General features: G+C 37.3%; 13 protein-coding genes and 5 pseudogenes. 11 read left to right on the plus strand and 7 right to left on the minus strand.

The annotated features are described in order from the left end of the window. The first annotated feature begins 548 nt into the window (after nt 1-548). From H8S52_RS12215 to H8S52_RS12255, 9 genes are all read left to right on the plus strand, one after another. Entirely contained in the window at nt 549-2,048 is a 1,500-nt protein-coding gene (locus H8S52_RS12215) for an RNA-binding domain-containing protein (RefSeq protein ID WP_186909909.1), read from the plus strand. 16 nt (nt 2,049-2,064) lie between these two features. After that, the gene (locus H8S52_RS12220; RefSeq protein WP_186909910.1) at nt 2,065-2,766 is read left to right on the plus strand and encodes a hypothetical protein; all 702 of its coding nucleotides are present in this window, start codon (nt 2,065-2,067) and stop codon (nt 2,764-2,766) included. Nucleotides 2,767-3,017: 251 nt separating this feature from the next. Beyond that, complete coding sequence (locus tag H8S52_RS12225; RefSeq protein WP_186909911.1) at nt 3,018-3,227, plus strand: helix-turn-helix transcriptional regulator; 210 nt, start codon at nt 3,018-3,020, stop codon at nt 3,225-3,227. A 7-nt stretch (nt 3,228-3,234) separates the two neighbouring features. Then, entirely contained in the window at nt 3,235-4,545 is a 1,311-nt protein-coding gene (locus H8S52_RS12230; protein WP_186909912.1) for a DNA cytosine methyltransferase, read from the plus strand. Next, a complete protein-coding gene (locus H8S52_RS12235; protein ID WP_186909913.1) occupies nt 4,511-5,983 on the plus strand; it encodes an ATP-binding protein in 1,473 nt (490 codons plus the stop codon). Before H8S52_RS12230 ends, H8S52_RS12235 begins: the two co-directional genes overlap by 35 nt. 2 nt (nt 5,984-5,985) lie before the next feature. Further along, complete coding sequence (locus H8S52_RS12240) at nt 5,986-8,766, plus strand: Z1 domain-containing protein (RefSeq protein ID WP_186909914.1); 2,781 nt, start codon at nt 5,986-5,988, stop codon at nt 8,764-8,766. Then, nucleotides 8,756-9,763, plus strand: a complete 1,008-nt coding sequence (locus H8S52_RS12245) for a PD-(D/E)XK motif protein (RefSeq protein ID WP_255470052.1) — start codon at nt 8,756-8,758, stop codon at nt 9,761-9,763. The genes H8S52_RS12240 and H8S52_RS12245 overlap by 11 nt, the downstream gene beginning before the upstream one ends. Nucleotide 9,764: 1 nt before the next feature. Beyond that, nucleotides 9,765-12,119, plus strand: coding sequence for an AIPR family protein (locus H8S52_RS12250; RefSeq protein WP_186909916.1), 2,355 nt, complete (start codon nt 9,765-9,767; stop codon nt 12,117-12,119). 144 nt (nt 12,120-12,263) lie between these two features. Beyond that, complete coding sequence (locus H8S52_RS12255) at nt 12,264-12,782, plus strand: very short patch repair endonuclease (RefSeq protein ID WP_186909917.1); 519 nt, start codon at nt 12,264-12,266, stop codon at nt 12,780-12,782. Nucleotides 12,783-12,809: 27 nt separating this feature from the next. On the opposite strand, the pseudogene H8S52_RS12260 reads toward H8S52_RS12255, so the two are convergent. From H8S52_RS12260 to H8S52_RS20170, 7 genes and pseudogenes are all read right to left on the minus strand, one after another. Then, nucleotides 12,810-13,464: pseudogene (locus H8S52_RS12260) on the minus strand (hypothetical protein). Continuing rightward, nucleotides 13,464-14,363, minus strand: coding sequence for a relaxase/mobilization nuclease domain-containing protein (locus H8S52_RS12265; RefSeq protein ID WP_186909918.1), 900 nt, complete (start codon nt 14,361-14,363; stop codon nt 13,464-13,466). The pseudogene H8S52_RS12260 and the gene H8S52_RS12265 overlap by 1 nt, the downstream one beginning before the upstream one ends. Continuing rightward, nucleotides 14,347-14,715: pseudogene (locus H8S52_RS12270) on the minus strand (MobC family plasmid mobilization relaxosome protein). The gene H8S52_RS12265 and the pseudogene H8S52_RS12270 overlap by 17 nt, the downstream one beginning before the upstream one ends. Nucleotides 14,716-14,817: 102 nt before the next feature. After that, a pseudogene (locus H8S52_RS12275) lies at nt 14,818-16,619 on the minus strand (DUF3987 domain-containing protein). Then, nucleotides 16,570-17,166: pseudogene (locus tag H8S52_RS12280) on the minus strand (BT4734/BF3469 family protein). The pseudogenes H8S52_RS12275 and H8S52_RS12280 overlap by 50 nt, the downstream one beginning before the upstream one ends. After that, nucleotides 17,166-17,519, minus strand: a complete 354-nt coding sequence (locus H8S52_RS12285) for a helix-turn-helix domain-containing protein (RefSeq protein ID WP_186909919.1) — start codon at nt 17,517-17,519, stop codon at nt 17,166-17,168. The pseudogene H8S52_RS12280 and the gene H8S52_RS12285 overlap by 1 nt, the downstream one beginning before the upstream one ends. A 300-nt stretch (nt 17,520-17,819) precedes the next feature. After that, nucleotides 17,820-17,931, minus strand: a pseudogene (locus tag H8S52_RS20170) (site-specific integrase); the annotation flags it as partial. A gap of 207 nt (nt 17,932-18,138) precedes the next feature. On the opposite strand from H8S52_RS20170, the gene H8S52_RS12290 reads away from it, so the two are divergent. Continuing rightward, entirely contained in the window at nt 18,139-18,798 is a 660-nt protein-coding gene (locus H8S52_RS12290) for a sigma factor-like helix-turn-helix DNA-binding protein (RefSeq protein ID WP_186909920.1), read from the plus strand. Beyond that, the gene (locus H8S52_RS12295; protein WP_186909921.1) at nt 18,791-19,483 is read left to right on the plus strand and encodes a DUF3307 domain-containing protein; all 693 of its coding nucleotides are present in this window, start codon (nt 18,791-18,793) and stop codon (nt 19,481-19,483) included. The genes H8S52_RS12290 and H8S52_RS12295 overlap by 8 nt, the downstream gene beginning before the upstream one ends.

The raw sequence follows: 19,483 nt of genomic DNA on the forward strand, positions 1-19,483 counted from the left end.
TTTGGCCGTCAAACCTTGTTTTCGGGGGAATACCTAAAGATACAAAAAAGCCAACTAATTCGCAATAATTTGTGTATGAATTAGTTGGCTAATTTTGTAATATTTAATGAATGTCCCTATTTATAACCCGATATAATTGGAATATAGCAACTTGCTGCCAAATGCATGAGGAAAAAGCAGCATAGCCAAAAGAAAATATAGCAGAACTTAAAATATAAAAGAGGTTGTGCCAACGTTTTGACACAACCTCTATTGCTTATTGTTTGTTATTTGTATCCTTATCGGAATTACTTGACTTCCTCAAAATCAACAGCATCTCTGTATGAGCAACTTGCGTACACGTGTTGCAATTATATCGCAAATCCGAAAATAAGCATCCATAAGCAACTACAGCTCTTGGCTGCAAAAATATAAAATTTTCCAATAAATATCGTGATATAAACGCATAATAATCAAAAGCATGGCACGAATTTAACAGAATCTCCACTTTTATCCTTACCTTTGTACATGATATTGGGGAATTGTACCCTAACAATTATAAGGAAACGATGCAAATTCATAACAATACATTGATAGCGGAATGCTCGGCTTACGATTTCAAGGAAATGCTAGAACGTAAGAAGGTGAAGTCATGGCTTAAATCTGTATCGGCTTTTGCCAATACGGATGGTGGCAGTTTGTTCTATGGAGTGAACGATGACGGAGTGATTGTTGGTTTGGAGAATCCGCAAGCCGATGCCGATTTTATCAGCGAAACGATAAAGGCAAGACTTGACCCTGTACCGGAAATACAACTTATTCCGATAGAACACGAAGGGCACTCTTTGCTTGAAGTGAAAGTAAAGGCAGGAACACTTACACCTTATTACTATTATCAGGACGGAACACGTACCGCATATGTACGGGTTGGCAATGAAAGCGTGGAGTGTAATTCACAACAACTTCTTTCGTTGGTATTGAAAGGTACACACATGACATGGGATTCACTACCTACACAAGTGGATGCCAGCAAGCACTCGTTCATCATCCTTGCCAATACCTTCCGCGAGCAAACCCATCAGGAATGGAATGACAAGTATCTGGAATCATTCGGTCTGGTTACTCCTGACGGTAAACTGACCAATGCCGGATTATTGTTCGTGGATAACTGCACTGCATTCCAATCACGTATCTTCTGTACCCGTTGGACTGGACTCTATAAAGATGATGCCATCAGTTCTGTAGAGCATCGGGATAACCTCGTATTGCTCTTGAAATACGGCATGGACTTCATCAAGAACTACACCATGAGTGGATGGGTGAAGATGCCCAACTATCGTCTGAATCTCCCCGACTATTCTGACCGTGCCATCTTTGAAGGGTTGGTAAACCATCTTATCCATAGAGATTATACCGTAATGGGCGGTGAAGTACATATTGACATTTATGATGACCGCGTAGAACTAGTATCACCGGGCGCTATGCTTGACGGCACACAAATTCAAGACCGTGACATATACAAAGTACCATCCATGCGCCGTAATCCTGTTATTGCAGATATGTTCACACAGTTGGATTATATGGAGAAACGTGGCTCCGGCTTACGCAAAATGCGGGAACTTACGGAGAAGCTACCCAATTTCCTGCAAGGAAAAGAACCTCAATATCAAACGGAAGCAACTTCTTTCTACACGACTTTCTATAATTTGAACTGGAGTGAGAACGGCAGAATACCAATTGAGGAAGTGGCTAACAGAGTAAATAGTACCCTCGAAAAGTACCCTGTAAACGAAGAAAGTTCGGATGGAAAGTACCCTGTAAACGAAAATAGTACCCTCGAAAAGTACCCTGTAAAACGAAATGTCAACAAACCTGTTGGTAGAACGGCTCAACGTATTATAGATATGGTTATATCTAACCCAATGATAACTCGTGAGAAAATGGCAAATGAATTGGGTATCTCTTTGGATGGTGTCAAGAAACAGATAAAGAACCTTCGAGATAGAGGCATTCTCATCCATGAAGGTTCTGACAAGGCTGGTTATTGGCGTATAATTGTTAAACCATAAGCCGAGCAATAAACCTATGGGAACATCTTTCATTCCACTTTGTGCAATAATTGTCGTCTTGATTATCGCCTTTTTGTTTGCTTCCTTACCGCAGATAAACCATAAAACGCGATACAGAGTACTTTATGCAATAGCCATCATCATGCTATTTGCCGTTATTCCTATCAGTGAGTATATGTCTGAGAATACCAAAAATCCAAACAGCAATTATCTGCTTGTACTAATATTCGACATTGCAGTAGGTTATTTCTGTATGTACATTGCCGCATTGCTGAAATTCAATGTCCTTAAACGAAAGAATCAAGCATTGGAAAATGCCTTGACCGAAAAGCAACAAGAAAATGTAGCAATTCTATTGGAACATCAGAATGAAAAGCAGCAAGCACTTCAGCAAAGAGAACTTGAATGGTTAGCAGATAAAATCAAAATGTTCACAGAGGAAGAGCAGAAAGCTATTCTTGCCAATGCTTGCGCATTTGCAGAACACGGTTTGATAATCACTCCCTCAATAACCATTCAGCTAACAAATACATGTAGTCAGCAAGATCTTATGTACTTTGTTTGTTCTGCTTTTTTCAACATGGGTAAGAAGCGTAGTGATATTGTAAGTTTCTTATCTCAGGTCTTTCCGCTTTACTTTCCTGCAGGAGAAAGTGTATTGGCTAAAAAGATGCCGGGGTTGGAAAAAGTAAAAGAGCGAAGGGGAAAAGAAGAATGATACTGCTGCTATGGTACCGATACTTGTGATTTCTTCGGAGAAAGGCAAAAACAGTCCATTCATTTTGCGTCGTCTCGATGATGACGTTTATAAACCATTACCTACAACAATTCATACTTATTAATGGGTAATAAGTTCATGATAAACTTTAAAAACAAGTAAATTCTAACTAAATATTAAAAACATGTGGAAAAATACACAATAAATGAGTATTTTTATCGATCTAAGTAAGAAATAGCAGAGATTAGATTATGAGTGTTAAACAAATACCCAATAGATTAAAAGCGGCATTGGCCGATAACAACAAGACAAGCAAATGGCTTGCTGATCAGTTAGGAAAATCAGATATGACGGTTTCCCGATGGTGTACTAACCGCTCACAACCTTCTGTCCACCAATTGATAGAGATAGCTAATCTCTTAGATGTTGATGTATCAGAACTGCTTAATAGAACTAAATGATTAACGTATGAAGTACAGATTTATAGACTTGTTTGCAGGTGCTGGTGGACTCTCAGAAGGTTTTATTAGAGCTGGTTATGAAGCCATAGCACATATTGAGATGGATCACTATGCTTGTGACACATTAAAAACCCGTGCGGCATTTCATTATTTAAAGGAGAACGAAAAGCTTGATATATACGAAGATTATCTCAAAAGCAAGAAGGAAAAAACAGATGGAAGCTGGTTATGGAATCAAGTTCCTAAACATGTCATTGACTCGGTTATTCAAGAAGCTATAGGAAAAGAAACATTACCAAGCCTTTTTGAAAGAGTAGATAAGCTATGTAATGGTAAGCCCATTGATATAATAATTGGAGGTCCACCGTGCCAAGCATATTCTGTAGCTGGTCGTGCCAGATTAGGTAAGAAAATAGAAGAGGACCCTCGTAATGACTTATATAAATTTTATGTAGAATTCCTTAAGCGTTATAGACCCAAAATGTTTGTGTTCGAGAATGTTTTAGGAATTCTTACAGCCAAAGGTGGTGAACCATTCAGAGATCTTATACGTTTGGTGCGTGAACTAGATTATGACATTGATTTTCGCGAACAAATAGCATCTCAGCATGGCGTTTTACAAAAGCGTCATCGGGTTATTATTGTTGGTTGGCAAAATAAACGAGATACACAAGAAAATACCTCATATCACTATCCATATCTTCTTGAAGAACAAATGCCTTACAAGATAATGAAAGATTTGTTTTGTGACTTGCCTATAATAAAAGCAGGTGAGGGTACACTTTGTGGAATTGTTCATTATACAAAGCCTTTGGCCGATATGGAATACCTCAAGGCATCAGGAATAAGGGGAGTTATGAGCTTTACAACTCAACACATTGCACGTCCTAATAACCCTACAGATAGAGAAATCTACAGGCAAGCTGTTGAGCTGTGGAATGAGGGAAAACGTTTACGGTATGACAAACTTGATCCATCACTACAGAAACATAAAAATACACAGACATTCTTGAATAGGTTTTGTGTTGTAGCTCCAAACGGTATATGCCACACTGTTGTTGCGCATATTGCTATGGACGGACATTATTACATTTATCCAACACCTAATCCCACTACAGATAATGTACGCTCTATTACAATACGTGAAGCTGCAAGAATTCAATCATTCCCTGATGACTACTTCTTTGAAGGAAGTCGCTCTGCTGCATTTAAACAAATTGGTAACGCTGTTCCTGTAGTATTTGCAGAGAAGATAGCTTTAGAGATAAAAAAAATATTAGCTCATGAAGATGAATTACGAAGAACTCAAAACCGCTAACGCTACACCTGCTGCTGCGTCCATGATTGAGACTTTTCGAGCCATGGGCTATAGTTTGGAAACAGCAATGGCTGATATATTAGATAACTCTATATCAGCTGGAGCGAATAATATCTGGATTTCGAGAATCTGGAAAGGTGGCCAATCCATAATCACTATTAAAGATGACGGTATTGGAATGAATCATCAGGAACTGATTGAAGCTATGAGACCTGGTTCTCAGAATCCTTTGGAAGAACGTTCAAAAAGCGATTTAGGTCGATTTGGCTTGGGGTTGAAAACCGCCTCTTTCTCTCAATGTAGAATACTTACCGTATATAGTAAAAAGGCTGATTACAAACCCGTTTATTGGACTTGGGACTTGGACTACGTTGCAAAAACAAACCAATGGGAACTTCTTCAATGGATTCCTGAAGAATACATCAATGCTCTTGATGATGTTTCTCATGGTACTTTGGTTATATGGTCAGATTTAGACCGAATCATTAACCCAGATACAAGTGAGATTGATATTAACTCAAAGACCAAATTTTCTTCACTATTAGATAAGGTGAAACGGCACATTTCAATGACTTTTCACCGTTTTATAGAAGAAAAGGCTGTGAAAATTTTCTGGTGCGAACATGAAATTGAGCCTTGGAATCCATTCTGTGAAAATGAGCCAAAGACGCAGATTAGACCCACCGAAAACATTATCGGTGGAATATCTGTCAAGGGGTATGTTTTGCCTCATAAAAGTGCTTTTTCTAGCGAAGCAGCCTATCTTAAAGCAGAAGGTATTAATGGATGGGCAGCTCAGCAAGGATTCTATGTATATAGAGGGAAAAGGTTACTTTTAGCTGGTGATTGGCTTGGTCTATTTCGAAAGGAAGAACACTATAAGTTAGTGAGAATCAGAATAGATTTACCAAACACATTGGATACCGAATGGCAGATTGATATAAAAAAATCAAGAGCTTACCCTCCAATGCAAAATAGAAGTCAACTAGAATCTTATGCTAAAGCTGTAAGATCAATAGGTTGTGAAGTTTATAGACATAGAGGAAGGATAATAAAACAGAAAGCTGGTACAACTTTTCAATCTCTATGGTGCGAGAAGAAGAAAGATAATAAATGGTTTTTTGTGGTTAATCGTGACCATGACATGATCAAGCAGATAAAAAGTATGGCCATTGACAATCCTGAGAAGGCAATCAATACACTTCTTTGCTTTATAGAGGAGACATTACCTACTAAAACTATTTATATCAACGAAGCAAAAGGAGAAGAATCTCAACTTGAACCTTTTATAGGTATCAATCCTTCTATTATTACTGATATTATGCGGACTATGTATGATAACCAAATTAAAATGGGGAAATCATCAGAACAAGCCAAAGCATATCTAAAAACAGTTGAACCTTTTAACCTCTTTGAGGATTTAATCGATAATTTATAACTATGCAGAATCAGATTATTAACATGTGCCGAGTTCTTATCGGTCCAAATGCCGTTGTTACAGACAATCAGATTAATGATGCTATAGAAAGAGTATCACTAATCTTTCCCAATATGGATGTTGCGCAAATAAAAAACGAATTACTATCCTTGTATGGAGTTAGAATTCAGGACTTTCAAATACTTGAAGGGAACGAAAGAAGACAACCTTGGCTTAGAGATTTCAAAGCTGAGCGCAAATCTACATGGGATTTTTGGGTGAGATATAAACAGTATTTATCTGAACAGAAAGGATTTGCCCCACTTGTTATTCAGAAGTTAGACGAAATGAGTGACCGAATTTTGGATAATTTGTTTAATCCTCAATCAACCAACATCACAATTGATAAAAAAGGATTAGTTGTAGGTCAAGTCCAATCTGGTAAAACAGCCAATTACACAGGCTTGATTTGCAAAGCAGCTGATGCAGGATTCAATTTTATCGTTGTATTAGCAGGCATATTGAATAACCTGAGAAGTCAGACTCAAAGTCGAATTGATGAAGGTTTTCTAGGCTTTGACACCCAATACGAACGAGCATACAATATTAATAATACAACAAAAATCGGTGTAGGACTGATTCCGGGTTTTGATTCTGCTATTGCTAATTCCTATACAACAAGTCTGGACTCTGGAGATTTCAATAGTAGGGCAGCAAATACAGCTGGGTTCAACTTCAATGCACCACAACCCATTATTTTGGTAGTGAAAAAGAACGCAGCAGTTTTAAAACGCTTAAACACTTGGCTGAAAGCTCAAGCAGGAGGCCACAAGATTGCAAATAAATCTCTGCTGCTGATTGATGATGAAGCAGATAATGCTTCAATCAACACGAAGAAAGACAAAGATTTAGATCCTACAGCAATAAATAAAGGTATTAGAACGTTGATTGGACAATTCAATAGGTCTGCCTATGTTGGATATACAGCCACACCTTTTGCTAATATATTTATAGCACAAGATGAATCAGATTTGTTTCCACGTGACTTTATTATCAATCTCCCTGCACCAACTAATTACATTGGTCCTGAAAAAGTATTTGGGACAAGTATGGATGTTGAGGAGGAAGAAGACTTATTGCCGATTGTCGTTCCAATTAGCGATTATTCGACTTTCATACCCGAGGGGCACAAAAAGAATGATCCCAAACCAACATTTGCAGATATACCAGAGTCGTTAAAAACGGCTATTAAGAGCTTTATATTGACATGTGCCATACGCTTAGCAAGAGGTCAAGAAAACAAGCATAACTCTATGCTTATCCACGTTTCTCGCTATCAGCTATGGCAAAATGAAATAAAAGAATTGGTAGCCCAACAGTTTTCTTATTATAAGCAAGAGATAGAAGCTAACGATCCATCTGTGCTTAGGGAATTTCAAGATTTGCTTGAGCATGACTATACTGAAACAACGAATAAAATTAAGAATTCAACGCTTTCTGGTATTAATCACTGCTTACAAGTCCACCAATGGAAAGATATTAAGCCTTTGCTTTTCAAAGTCGTTCAGAAAATAGAAGTAAAATCCATTAACGGGTCTTCTGGAGATGTTGTTGATTATCAATTGAATTCTAAAAATGGAGTTTCTGTTATCGCTATAGGTGGAGACAAACTATCTCGAGGTCTGACGTTGGAAGGACTTTCTATAAGCTATTTCTTACGTGCTTCTAAAATGTATGATACACTAATGCAGATGGGTAGATGGTTTGGTTTTCGTCCAGGATATGTTGATTTATGCCGTCTATTTACAAGTGCTGAACTCAATGAATGGTATCGACACATTGCCATCGCTAGTGCTGAGTTACGTGAAGAATTCAACTATCTTGCAGAATCAAGAAGTACACCAGATAAGTATGCTCTCAAAGTACGTACACATCCTGGATGCCTACAAATCACGGCTCTTAATAAGATGAGAAATACTAAGGAAATTCAAGTATCATGGGCTTCTCGACTCATTGAAACTTATCAATTGCCGATTGATAAGGGATTAATGAATAGAAATCTTGTTGCTACTGATGAGTTTCTGGCCGGATTAGGTGAACCCGTAATCAAAAATGGAGACTATCTTTGGAAGAATGTTCCAGCAAATCAAATCTGTGATTATTTCAATGAATTTACTGTTGCAGAATCTCTCAAAAAGGTAAATCTTGAATTAATTGTTAAGTACATCGATGAGCTACAAGGACATAGCGAGTTGACGAATTGGAGCGTTGCTCTGATGAATAAGTCGGCTGTAAGTGGTCCTAATAAGAAATATTGTTTCTGCAACAAATATAAAGTTAATTGTTTCTATCGTAATAGAGCTATTGATACAGATTACAAAACATACTTTATTCGAAAGAATCATATCGTCGGTAATCAAGCTGATGAATTTGTAGATTTAGAAAAAGATGTGCTAAATGAAGCTTTAGAAACAACAAAGCAAGAAGCTATAGATAATGGTAAAATTTGGTCTAAGGCATATCCAAAACCATTGGTTGTACGTAGTAGTTTTAGACCCAAAACTCAACCACTACTCATAATTTATCCATTAAATCCAATAGGTGCTAACGTCATGAAGAATGGTGTGCCAGCTGAAGGTTCAACTATATTTGTCGAAAGTGATGATCCATTTGTTGGGTTTGCCATTTCCTTCCCAGCAACAGATACATCGTTTGCTGTAAATTATAAAGTGAATATGGTAGGAGAATATGCTGATATTGAGGATAATTTCGATAACGAAAACGATAATGAGTATGGAGAATAAATATCAGATTATAGAGTTGTGGAGCTCGTTAAAAAGTCTTGCGACAATAGGGCTTGTGAAGAAGCTTTACGACACGACATTACCTATACAGGTATATGCCACATATAGCTATCCCGATGACATAATAGGTATTGCTGTCTCTTTCTCGAAAGAATTCAAGATTGATGTCACATCTTTAAGCAATTTAAGTGAGCTAAAAATTAGGCAGCTCATCGACACATCAATGCCTGGACAAAAAATGCTCCATGTTCAGCTAATGAGGAATGAGAACCAAAGAGTCTTTGCTGCATTATGTGAGGATCTGGTAAATGCACTTAAACCACTATCCGATCCAAAAGGAATGGCACAAGAATTTACAAATCAACTATATAAATGGAAAAACTTGTTTGATAAGATGAAATTTGACGGCTTATCAAAAGAAGAACAACAAGGTTTATATGGAGAATTAGTATTCCTTAGAAAAATGCTAAGTCGAAGTACTAATGATGCCTATGCGTCTACATTAAAGCTTTGGACAGGAGTTGAGAAGACAAATAAAGACTTTCAAGGTGATAATTGGGCTGTTGAAGTTAAAACAACATCTTCTACTAATAATGCTCAATTCATAACCATAAACGGAGAACGACAATTAGATAATTCACTTGTAGCCCATTTGTTTATCTACCATTTAGTATTGGAAGTATCCAAAATTAATGGAGAGAGTTTACCTATGATTGTAGCAGAAATAAAAAATCTCCTCAGTAGCAATGTACCTGCATTATGTATCTTTGAGGAAAAACTTATTGAAGCGAAGTACATAGCTAATCATGAATCCTTGTATGCTGAACATTTTTATAAAAAAAGGAACGAAAAGTACTATAAAGTATTAGCTGATTTCCCAAGAATCATGGAAAATGATCTTAGAAAAGGAGTAAGTAATGTTGTTTATGCCATTTCTATCGGTATGTGCGATGAATATTTAGTTTCTGAAGGGGTCTTATTTAATACCATTAAATGATATGCATAATGATATAAATAAATATTATCTATCTCTTATTCAGGAGATTTCGTCCCGCCAATTATCTAATGAAGATGGCGATAATCAAGAACAGACATTCACAAGATATGTTCTTGATGTATTATCTGAAGCTGGAGAAACTGAGAATGCAACAGTAGCTTTTGATGAAAAAGACCTAGGAACCAAAAAACAGCATAAAATTAATGGCTATGCAATAGCAGATAATTATGAGACTGTTGACTTATTCATATCTATTTATGGATGTGAAGAAAGTATTTATTCAACATCTAAATCAGAAATAGATAGAGCTTCCACTAGAATTATTAATTTCTTCAGGAAGGCTGTATATGGAGATTATGCAAACGAAGTAGCAGAATCATCTGAAATATTTGAATTTGCAAATACATTATCTTCATACCAAGAGCTAAAAAATAATTTGGTAAGAGTTAATGCATTTATTCTTACGAATGGTGAGTATAAAGGCGAATTTCCTGCCAATGTAGATATATGTGGATATAAGATATTCTTCCGTGTTATAGACCTTCGCTATCTTTACCAGATGACTGTAGAATCGCGTGTGCCTATTGAAATTAATTTCAAGGAAGAAGGATATACTGTTCCATGTTTATCTGCCGCTTCTGAAAATCCCGATTATCAAGCATATGTAGCTATAATACCAGGAACTTGTTTAGCCAATTTATATGAAAGATTTGGTGCCAGATTATTGGAGCAAAATGTCCGTTCTTTCCTCCAGTTTACAGGAAAAATCAATAAAGGTATCAGAGATACAATAAAAAAAGAGCCACATATGTTTTTGGCTTTCAACAACGGATTAGCGGCTACTGCTGATCACATCGAATTAGATTCTACCGGCAGAAACATTGTCAAAATATCTAATTTACAGATAGTAAATGGCGGTCAAACAACAGCGTCTATTTATCACACATGGAAAAAAGACAAGGCTGATATATCTGGCATTTTTGTTCAAGCAAAAATATCTGTTATCAAAAGAGCAGAAGAATTTGCAGATATTGTGTCACGCATTTCTCGATATGCAAATACTCAAAACAAGGTAAATGATGCTGATTTTACTGCCAATAATGCACATCTTGTAGCTTTCGAAAAATTGTCTCGATATATCTTGACGCCAATAACAGAAGATTCAAACATCCAGACGTACTGGTTCTTCGAAAGAGCAAGAGGACAATATAAGAATCTTCGTCAGAAGGAGGGATTTACCAAATCTCGCCAAGCCGCCTTTGACTTAAAATACCCCAAGAAGCAGGTTATAACAAAGGTTGAGCTAGCTAAGTATATAAACGCATACGAAGATGTGTATGATGGGAAAAAAATTGCCATCGGTCCGTTTATAGTGGTACGTGGTAACGAAAAGAACTACAGCAAGTTCATTAACAACAACTTACCTGAAAATATTAAAAACCTCAATAGCATATATTATGAAGATGCCATTGCAAAAACGATATTATTCAGAACTGCCGATAAAAGATATGGAACCAAGGTATCAGGAAATAATATTGGTGAGTTAAAACAGGTTGTTGTTCCATATGCTATATCTTTATTAACTACTATAACAAAGGGCAAACTAAACCTCTACAAAATATGGAAGAACCAATGCCTTTCTAATGCTCTTTCAGATTTCATCTATGAGCTAATGAAACAAATTAATGATTTCATTCTCAAAGAATCACCTATATCGCACTATATTGAGTGGTCTAAGAAAGAAGAGTGTTGGGAAAAAGTTAAGGCATATACATGGTCTTACGATTTGAATGATATAAAATCAGATCTTATTAATTCTTCGACTCCAGCCAGAAAAGTTTTTTCACTGAGTTCTGACGAAAATGACGAAGATGTTGCGCATGATATGGAAATCATAGAATCTATTCCATATCCGCTGTGGAGAAAAATTGCAGAATGGGGAAAAGAAACAGATTATTTATCTATCAACTATCAATCTGCTGCCCAAGAAACTGCTCATAAGTTGAAGTTTAATCATAAGTTCACTGATTCAGATAGAAGAAAAGCCATAAATATCTATAATATCGTTTGTGAAAAAAACATCGATTTATTGTTTGAGGCAGACAAACTTGCTTCCGAAACCAATAGGGCATCTAGCGCAATTCATGCCTCCTCTACTGATTATGATAACGATAATATCACTATTGAGCTAGTTCAAAAAATGGTTGAGTGGGATCGTAGACGTAGAATTCTAAAAGATTGGCAATGGAAAGTTATGGATGAGATTGCCAAGGGAAAACGTCCATTGGATGAAAGAATGAAAAGAGGTATGTATATAAACTATATAACTCTCAAAAAAAGAGGGTTTACTGAATAAAAAGATTGTGTAGATTCAAAAACGAAGTGCTCATTTGGCAAAGAAAAAATCCACAATAAAACAAAAGCAATAGAGAAAATTTACGAGAATATTAAACCAAACTTAATTGAATATTATAAATGATATGCAATTCCTATCATCAATATGGACAAACTGACCAAAGAACAGCGTCATAAATGCATGTCCGCAATAAGAGGGAGAAATACGAAACCTGAATTATTGGTGCGAAAATTCCTTTTTAGCCGTGGCTTCCGCTATCGGCTAAATCATCCTTGTCTTCCCGGTCATCCCGATTTGGTACTTCGCAAATACCGGACGGTCATTTTTGTGAACGGCTGCTTTTGGCATGGTCATGATAATTGCAAATATTTCCGCTTACCTAAAACCAATATTGAATTTTGGTCAAACAAGATAGAAAGGAATAAAGAACGAGATAAAAAAGAACAATGCCAGCTTGCTGCCATGGGCTGGCATTGTATCACGATTTGGGAGTGCCAACTAAAACCAAAAGTCCAGATACAAACACTTGAATCGTTAGCTTATACATTGAACCATATTTTTCTTGAAGACAGGAAAATAAAAACATACGAGTTATCTGATACTGACAGTACACTTGTGGCAGCAGAACCAGAAGTGACTTATGGAAGAAATAAGCAACAATAAAGAACTATTGCTTATTTTCTCCGATGACTATTCCATATTTCTTTTTAGCTCTATTCCTACTTTTTCTATCAAGTACTGATGCTGTTCCTTCACCGCCCGATACATCGAATAATGTGCAAAGGATTCTTCCTTATACTTCACGCTACTAACCGACGCAGTAACAGCCCACGTAACAATGATGACAATAAAGACTACAACATATCGGAACTTTATATGATAGCCACGTATAAACATCCCATTGATATTGGGTGGAATAACCGTTACTGGATTTTTCAACTCATTGATTTTGGCAAATATCTCATCCTGCCGTTTTAATATGCTTTCGGTATTTGCCTCGATAGCCATACGATTGAGATTGTAATCGCAAACGTGTCGATAAAGATATTCAAGAAATTTAGACTTCTGCTTGAATAATTCAATGAGTTTCGGGAACCACAGCGAAAACGGCAATGTGTCCGGTTGCTGTTTCCAGACATGTTGCTTTACCACAGATAAGGCTTCGTTCCAGCAAGCACAGAAACTTTTGGCGACTCCATTATAAATGGTCTTTTTGTCAAAGTCCACTTTTACAGATTGCTCTGATTTAGAAATTGTGGTATTCTTTTTTTTCAATACACTCTTTAAGCTCGTTGATACTTTGGCGCAAATTTGCAAGATTTGCTGCTACTACATCTTCTTTCATTATCTTCTACGTTTTGAGTGCTTATAAAAAGATTCGTTTCTTTGGTTATCCTTGTCTTTGTCGTCTCGCCATCCCAGTTCATTACTTGTTCCTCCACCTCCACCGGAAGTTATAGCTTGATGAGGTTGAACAACCAGTTCCGTTGCCACATTGCCCAATGTAGCACAAAGACTGTTAAAACTTAAATCACGGTCAAGTTTAGAACCAGCTATACTATACTCATTTTGACAGAATGATATGCCACGAATTTTATCAGAGTTATCTGTACGATTAAAACGCATATCAATACCCTGACCTTTGAGAATGCCAAGAAAATCATTCCATGAGCGAGATACAACCAGTGCATCAAGAGTTGCAGAACGTAGATTATACTTCCGTAATTGATAAGGACGCAAACGACTCTTGTTTCTGGCTTTACTATTCTTAGGAGCAAAGTACAGTCCATATTCTTTAGTCAAAGTCCGACATACTTTAGTATTACGTATTCTTTCATTGCTGTCAGAAATGAGATTGCCATCATTGTCTATCCGGTTAAATACTAAATGACAATGAGGATGTTTCGTGTCGTGATGTCGGGCTATGATATATTGAGTATTGCGAATCCCCATTTGTTCCATCCATTTCTTGGCTATCTCTACCATCAGCACATCTCCTTCTTCGTTATCAGGGAAACGGCTAATGTCCTGCGAAGAAAAAGCAAGTGATACGTGTTTCACCGGACTTTTTACTTTCGGGCGCATGGACGCTTGTATCTGAAAAGAATCGGCTATGGTTTTATTGCTGATGGCACAGACACCTTCGTATGCTAAAAGTGTGGCACACTTCTTCTTGTTCTTTTGGTCATTGGCATAATTCACTATTCCTCCGAAATCTGCTCTTGTTTTAATCTTTGCTATCATGACTATTGTTCTTTATTTGGTTGATAATTCTACTGACTTCTGATATGATTGAAAAGCATTGTTGCTTGACTGCATCCAAACCATAAGTGTGCATCTGATGGGAAATCTGATTGACATTATTGGCGATGCCGGAAAGGTCACGGATTGCCGATGCCATTTCTGGACTGATGCGCTGACAGACCAGACAATCCATTGCCGCCTGATGGCAAAATTCATTGACAGACAATCCTGCCTATTGGGCTTTGGATTGTATATAGATATAGTCGTTCTCGGTAAACATTACCCGAAAACATTTGGTACGTTTCTGATAGTTCGCCAACTTAGGGCGACCGCCAAGTTTCTTCTCCTTCATATTTATCTTAACTTTCGATGTTCATAAATTGATTTTTTGAGAGTGGCAGTTTCATCCGCTTGCCGCATAGGTTTTAGTGACACTAAAACACAAACTTGCCACTCAAAAAATCTTCCTATATTTCCCTTGCTCTATTCGGTATAGCTTACCATCTCTGATAAAGGTATCCACTTGTTTGCCGTACTTCCATTCTCACCTAAAGCCATGACTGCCGCATCATAATCCTTCTTCGTGAATGTTTCAGGCAGCATATTATAAAGGGTATTCCTTCGTGCATAAATGCCAGTTTCTTGCGAAGCGAAATTGAATCGTTTGGACTGATTTCCTAACAAATTCTGATAAATGAATACGGCATGATAAAGTAAGGTCTCGCACATATTCATGGCTATAGAATAGTCATACTCATGGCAAACCAATCGTTCTGCCCCGTCAAGTAAGGAAGAATTACGATGTACATTCTCCAAATTCCGGACAGCGGTCAGCACCATCATTATACGATAAGCAATCAGCCCCATCCGTCTGACTACTCCCTGCATCTTGTTATCCACTTCGTCACAACACTCTTCATTCACACGGCTGAGATATTCAATAAAGTGTTCCTGCAAATCGGAAGGAAGGGAAAAGGAATAATTTCCCTGCCGTACAAAATCTTCATGCAGATGGCAGAATTTATCTCCCAACAGTTTGAACATGGCATTTTTAGATTGAGAAATATTGCTTGTAGCAAACACATTTCTTATACCTCGCTTGAAGCGAATGATATAGAAACAAAAGCGACTCATCAATCCGTTCTCCGCGTCAGGTATCAATCTTCTTACCTGTTCGGGAGTTCCAGCCAAAGCTACTGACACTCTTGGATTAGCTACTTCACAATACTCCCTATCCTTGCGACGGCTCAAACTGACCAACTCATGATGAAATGCCTTTCGCAACACATCGGAATAATTGCCATAGTCCGACTTCAATGTCTGGCTTAACGTGTCGCCCTCCGACTCAAACAACAGTCCAACTCCGTCATTATCTCCCAATATTTTCAAGAAAGAGCTTGCGCTACTATTGGCAGGAATAACAAGCATATGCATGGGCGGCTCGGCCGGCATAGTCATTCCACTATCTTTCTTACCTTTGATATAAGCCGCCATAGCTTCTTTATATTCCTGTTCCAATTGCTTTGAAAGTTCATGCAAATTGCGGTTAATGGGTACCACCAGTTCTCTGCATAGGGTTAATGCCCCTTTTCCCATACCTGCATCTGCCACAACAAACAGATAAAGATTCGGATAAACAATGCGTTCATCATACACACCACAAACATTATGAAAGCATACCGACAAACACACAATAGTTCCAATCAATATCGTGTCACGGTCATCCTCCGAGATGGAATTGTTGACAACCTCATTTAGAAAAGGAGGAAGATGCTCAAACACACATTCAGGAAATGCAGGAAGTTCTTCTTCTGATTTTATCCATTTGCCCGTTTTGCCATTTTGGATATTTGGCAAAATGGATAAATGTTCCTTGCCGGACAGAGCCAATGAGATTCCAGCTTGATTTGCCAAATGGAAGAAAGAACGGACAGTAATACCTTGTCCTTTGGATTGCAGACAATGCGTATATTGTTTGTCTGTTTCTTCCCTTTGATAGGTAGGGTAAAATCTGCTGATGCGATGATAATACTCCCGTCCGTTCTCTCCTAATCCATTAACAAGTGCAAAACCCAACTCCACCCAATCTTTATAATTGGGTGCTATATCAATGCCACGTTGTTCCATCTCCTGAACAACACTTTCTACATCGTCTTTTACCTTATTATATATAGGAGCAATATCAGGCGTATGTGTTTGCTGTATTTCAGAAGGGACATTCTCCCAATCTTGGGCGGAAAATATTTTCTTTGACATTATCTTTGTATTTAGGGTTAATATATGCTTGTGGATCATGTGGCAAAAAACATGAACGAGCAACGTCACTTCCGGACATATCTACCAACGGCAAGCCTGTTGCTTTGATACAGTTGGTAACAGCCTTAAAGTACCGGGAATGTTACCAGCCTTTCAAATCAACAGGTATTATCCATTTTAATCCATTACCGGATGGACTGACAAATAATAGCTCCGTATCGAAATACTCATAGTTGAGTAACTTTTGCTTTAGTTCCATAATATTTTCCACATGATCAAAATCCAGGCACATCAATCCGGAGTGCATTATCAGTTCCTTCTCATTCCGCTTACGGAATAGTCCAGAAAAGGTACAATAGTCAAAATGGGTGGCTTTGTACCTTTGGGCTTCAGGAGAAGTTGCCATCAGACGTAAGGCTTCGGTTTGTGGTTGTGCATAATGCCCGGTGATATAGCGGTACACATCCACAATACCTACAGCTCTTATTGGTTCGATGTTCTGGATGGGTTTGCGAAAGAATGAAAAACAATAATCAGTCGTTCCCATTATCTGATAATCTTTTTGGATTCAATAAATCGTCTGGCTTCCTCCATCAAGTCATCCTGTGTCTTATGCGATTTGTTCTTCAACCAGTCATCAATTTCTGATTGTAGAAAAGCCAGAGCCTTATTTATTTTATGTACGGGGATTTGTTTAGCTGAAACCCATCCATAAACCGTTTGCTTGGCAGGATGCGATGGTAGGTAAGCACAAAGCTCGTCTATATCCATCCACTTGGGTGAATTACTTGCCTGCTTATTCTGCAGGGCATTTACTTTAGATTGTAGAGCCTCTACGGACTCAATCAGGTAGGACAATGCATTTGGCATCTCCTCCAACGAATTTACTTTATAAGCCATATCTTTCGTATTTTGGAGTTAATACCACAAAAGTATATGGATGTTTATGGGTGCTAAATAGGTGCTTGAAAGCCACCAATTAACCACTCATTCACCACCGATAGATTTAATTTCATTAACACAAAAGGATAATAAAAGAGGGAGCAAACTCTTTTTATAGTAAAATACTCTCCATTGAGAGTGTCTATGATGCAAAATACCCCTCAAAAAGCAGGTGCTTAATGAGGGGTAAATTATGATGTGTTTATGATTCTTTGTTATAAGTCATTGATGCTCAATGGTGGAAGTTTCCACCATGACCTACAAAGTCAAATTTTCGATGTGTAATGTATTAGCTGCTTTTTCTTTCTGTTCGTTCACGCTGGGCATATAAATCTGGTGGGCTAATGTTTGTATGCCACATTAAAGATTTAGCTATCCGGTAAAATTTTTTATAGTGAATCAAGTAGGTGGAAAAACGAAGTAGTTTTCTTTCTACTCGATTATAGGCTATATTATATATAAATTATTATTATAGATTTATTTATCTATATTTTATTATTATAGATTATTTTACCTATAATCATTGGCGAAATAAAAGAAAATTCATACATTTGTCATCGAATCAATGAACCATAATATGTTTGCAACAATTTCAGCGGATATAGTAGCATCCACTTCCTTGTCTGTGAATGAAACTATAGGATTAAAGCAAAGGATAGAATCATTATTTGACTTGTTAAAAGTGAGTTATCCTGATTTTGAAGGTCGCCAAATAAAAGGGGACTATATAGAGTGTGTAATGCAAAATGTATCAAACGTATTCCGGATAGCCTTTATAATCAAATCCTGCATCAAATCTTTTTCCACAGCTAAAAATGAAAAGACGAAAAATTTCCATACATACGGAATACGGATGGCCATTGGTATTGGAGATATGAGAATAGTGAATACCGAACAAGGCATTTGGGATGGTGAAGCCATATATCTGTCAGGACGTGCGCTTGAGGAAATGAGTTCCCTTAATAAGGGAACAATGTCTGTTCATACAAGTAAAAAGCAATTATCTGCCCCTTTACAAACTATAGCCCTATTGACCGATGCCATATTAAATAATATGACTGTGCGCCAAAGTGAAGTCGTTTACTATAAACTGCTTGGTTTCAAAGAGGCAGACATTGCCAAGAAACTGGGTATATCCCAAGCCAGTGTAAATAATGCTTCTACAGCTACAAAATGGTATTGTATAGAAGAATCCATAAAGTATTTTGAACAGATAAATTTTGAAGGATATGAATAGTTGGTTGTTTTTAAGTCTGTTATTGGCACATGTTATAGGTGATTTTTACCTGCAAAATGATAAATACTGTGCACAGAAAGAGGAAAGGAAATTCAAAAGCTGGTTCCTGTATGTGCATTCGCTTATTATCGGCGTGGTATCATGGGTAGTTGTTCCTGTTTATGAATTCAGATTTTATGCCCTTGCCATTGCTTTTTCTCATCTGGTGATAGATGTTATCAAAACATATAGCCCCAAAGGATTATGGAATTTTGTGATTGATCAGGTTGCTCATTTGGCGATATTGATTATAGTGATATTTTCCTTTGACACTACAACAAAGCTGCCAATTCAATCGATGGATTGCAATGGCAGCTACTCTATACCTCTGTTCATATTGGCGTTACTATTGTGTATCAAGCCTGCAAACATCCTGATTAAGTTGGTCTTAAAGAAATATCAAGTTGGAGAGACACAGTCTTGTGAAAATATCAAAAATGCAGGAGCGTTAATTGGAAATTTAGAGCGTATTCTTACAATCATATTCGTTATCATTGGACAATATGAAGCAATTGGTTTTATAATAGCGGCAAAATCCATACTTCGATTCAAAGACACGGATACAGCAAAAACAGAATATGTCCTTGCTGGAACGTTTCTGAGTTTTGGAATTGCATTGCTGTGTGGTTTAATGGCAACAAAATAA

The organism is Bacteroides sp. NSJ-48, assembly GCF_014287405.1.
Taxonomy (GTDB): Bacteria; Bacteroidota; Bacteroidia; order Bacteroidales; family Bacteroidaceae; genus Bacteroides; species Bacteroides stercoris.

What these genes read in the sequence shown, in the direction of transcription:
- H8S52_RS12290 (WP_186909920.1), top strand. Translation starts at nt 18,139, where the DNA reads ATGTTTGCAACAATTTCAGCGGATATAGTAGCATCCACTTCCTTGTCT.
- H8S52_RS12215 (WP_186909909.1), top strand. Translation starts at nt 549, where the DNA reads ATGCAAATTCATAACAATACATTGATAGCGGAATGCTCGGCTTACGAT.
- H8S52_RS12285 (WP_186909919.1), bottom strand. Translation starts at nt 17,519, where the DNA reads ATGGCTTATAAAGTAAATTCGTTGGAGGAGATGCCAAATGCATTGTCC.
- H8S52_RS12255 (WP_186909917.1), top strand. Translation starts at nt 12,264, where the DNA reads ATGGACAAACTGACCAAAGAACAGCGTCATAAATGCATGTCCGCAATA.
- H8S52_RS12245 (WP_255470052.1), top strand. Translation starts at nt 8,756, where the DNA reads ATGGAGAATAAATATCAGATTATAGAGTTGTGGAGCTCGTTAAAAAGT.
- H8S52_RS12250 (WP_186909916.1), top strand. Translation starts at nt 9,765, where the DNA reads ATGCATAATGATATAAATAAATATTATCTATCTCTTATTCAGGAGATT.
- H8S52_RS12230 (WP_186909912.1), top strand. Translation starts at nt 3,235, where the DNA reads ATGAAGTACAGATTTATAGACTTGTTTGCAGGTGCTGGTGGACTCTCA.
- H8S52_RS12240 (WP_186909914.1), top strand. Translation starts at nt 5,986, where the DNA reads ATGCAGAATCAGATTATTAACATGTGCCGAGTTCTTATCGGTCCAAAT.
- H8S52_RS12225 (WP_186909911.1), top strand. Translation starts at nt 3,018, where the DNA reads ATGAGTGTTAAACAAATACCCAATAGATTAAAAGCGGCATTGGCCGAT.
- H8S52_RS12265 (WP_186909918.1), bottom strand. Translation starts at nt 14,363, where the DNA reads ATGATAGCAAAGATTAAAACAAGAGCAGATTTCGGAGGAATAGTGAAT.
- H8S52_RS12220 (WP_186909910.1), top strand. Translation starts at nt 2,065, where the DNA reads ATGGGAACATCTTTCATTCCACTTTGTGCAATAATTGTCGTCTTGATT.
- H8S52_RS12235 (WP_186909913.1), top strand. Translation starts at nt 4,511, where the DNA reads ATGAAGATGAATTACGAAGAACTCAAAACCGCTAACGCTACACCTGCT.
- H8S52_RS12295 (WP_186909921.1), top strand. Translation starts at nt 18,791, where the DNA reads ATGAATAGTTGGTTGTTTTTAAGTCTGTTATTGGCACATGTTATAGGT.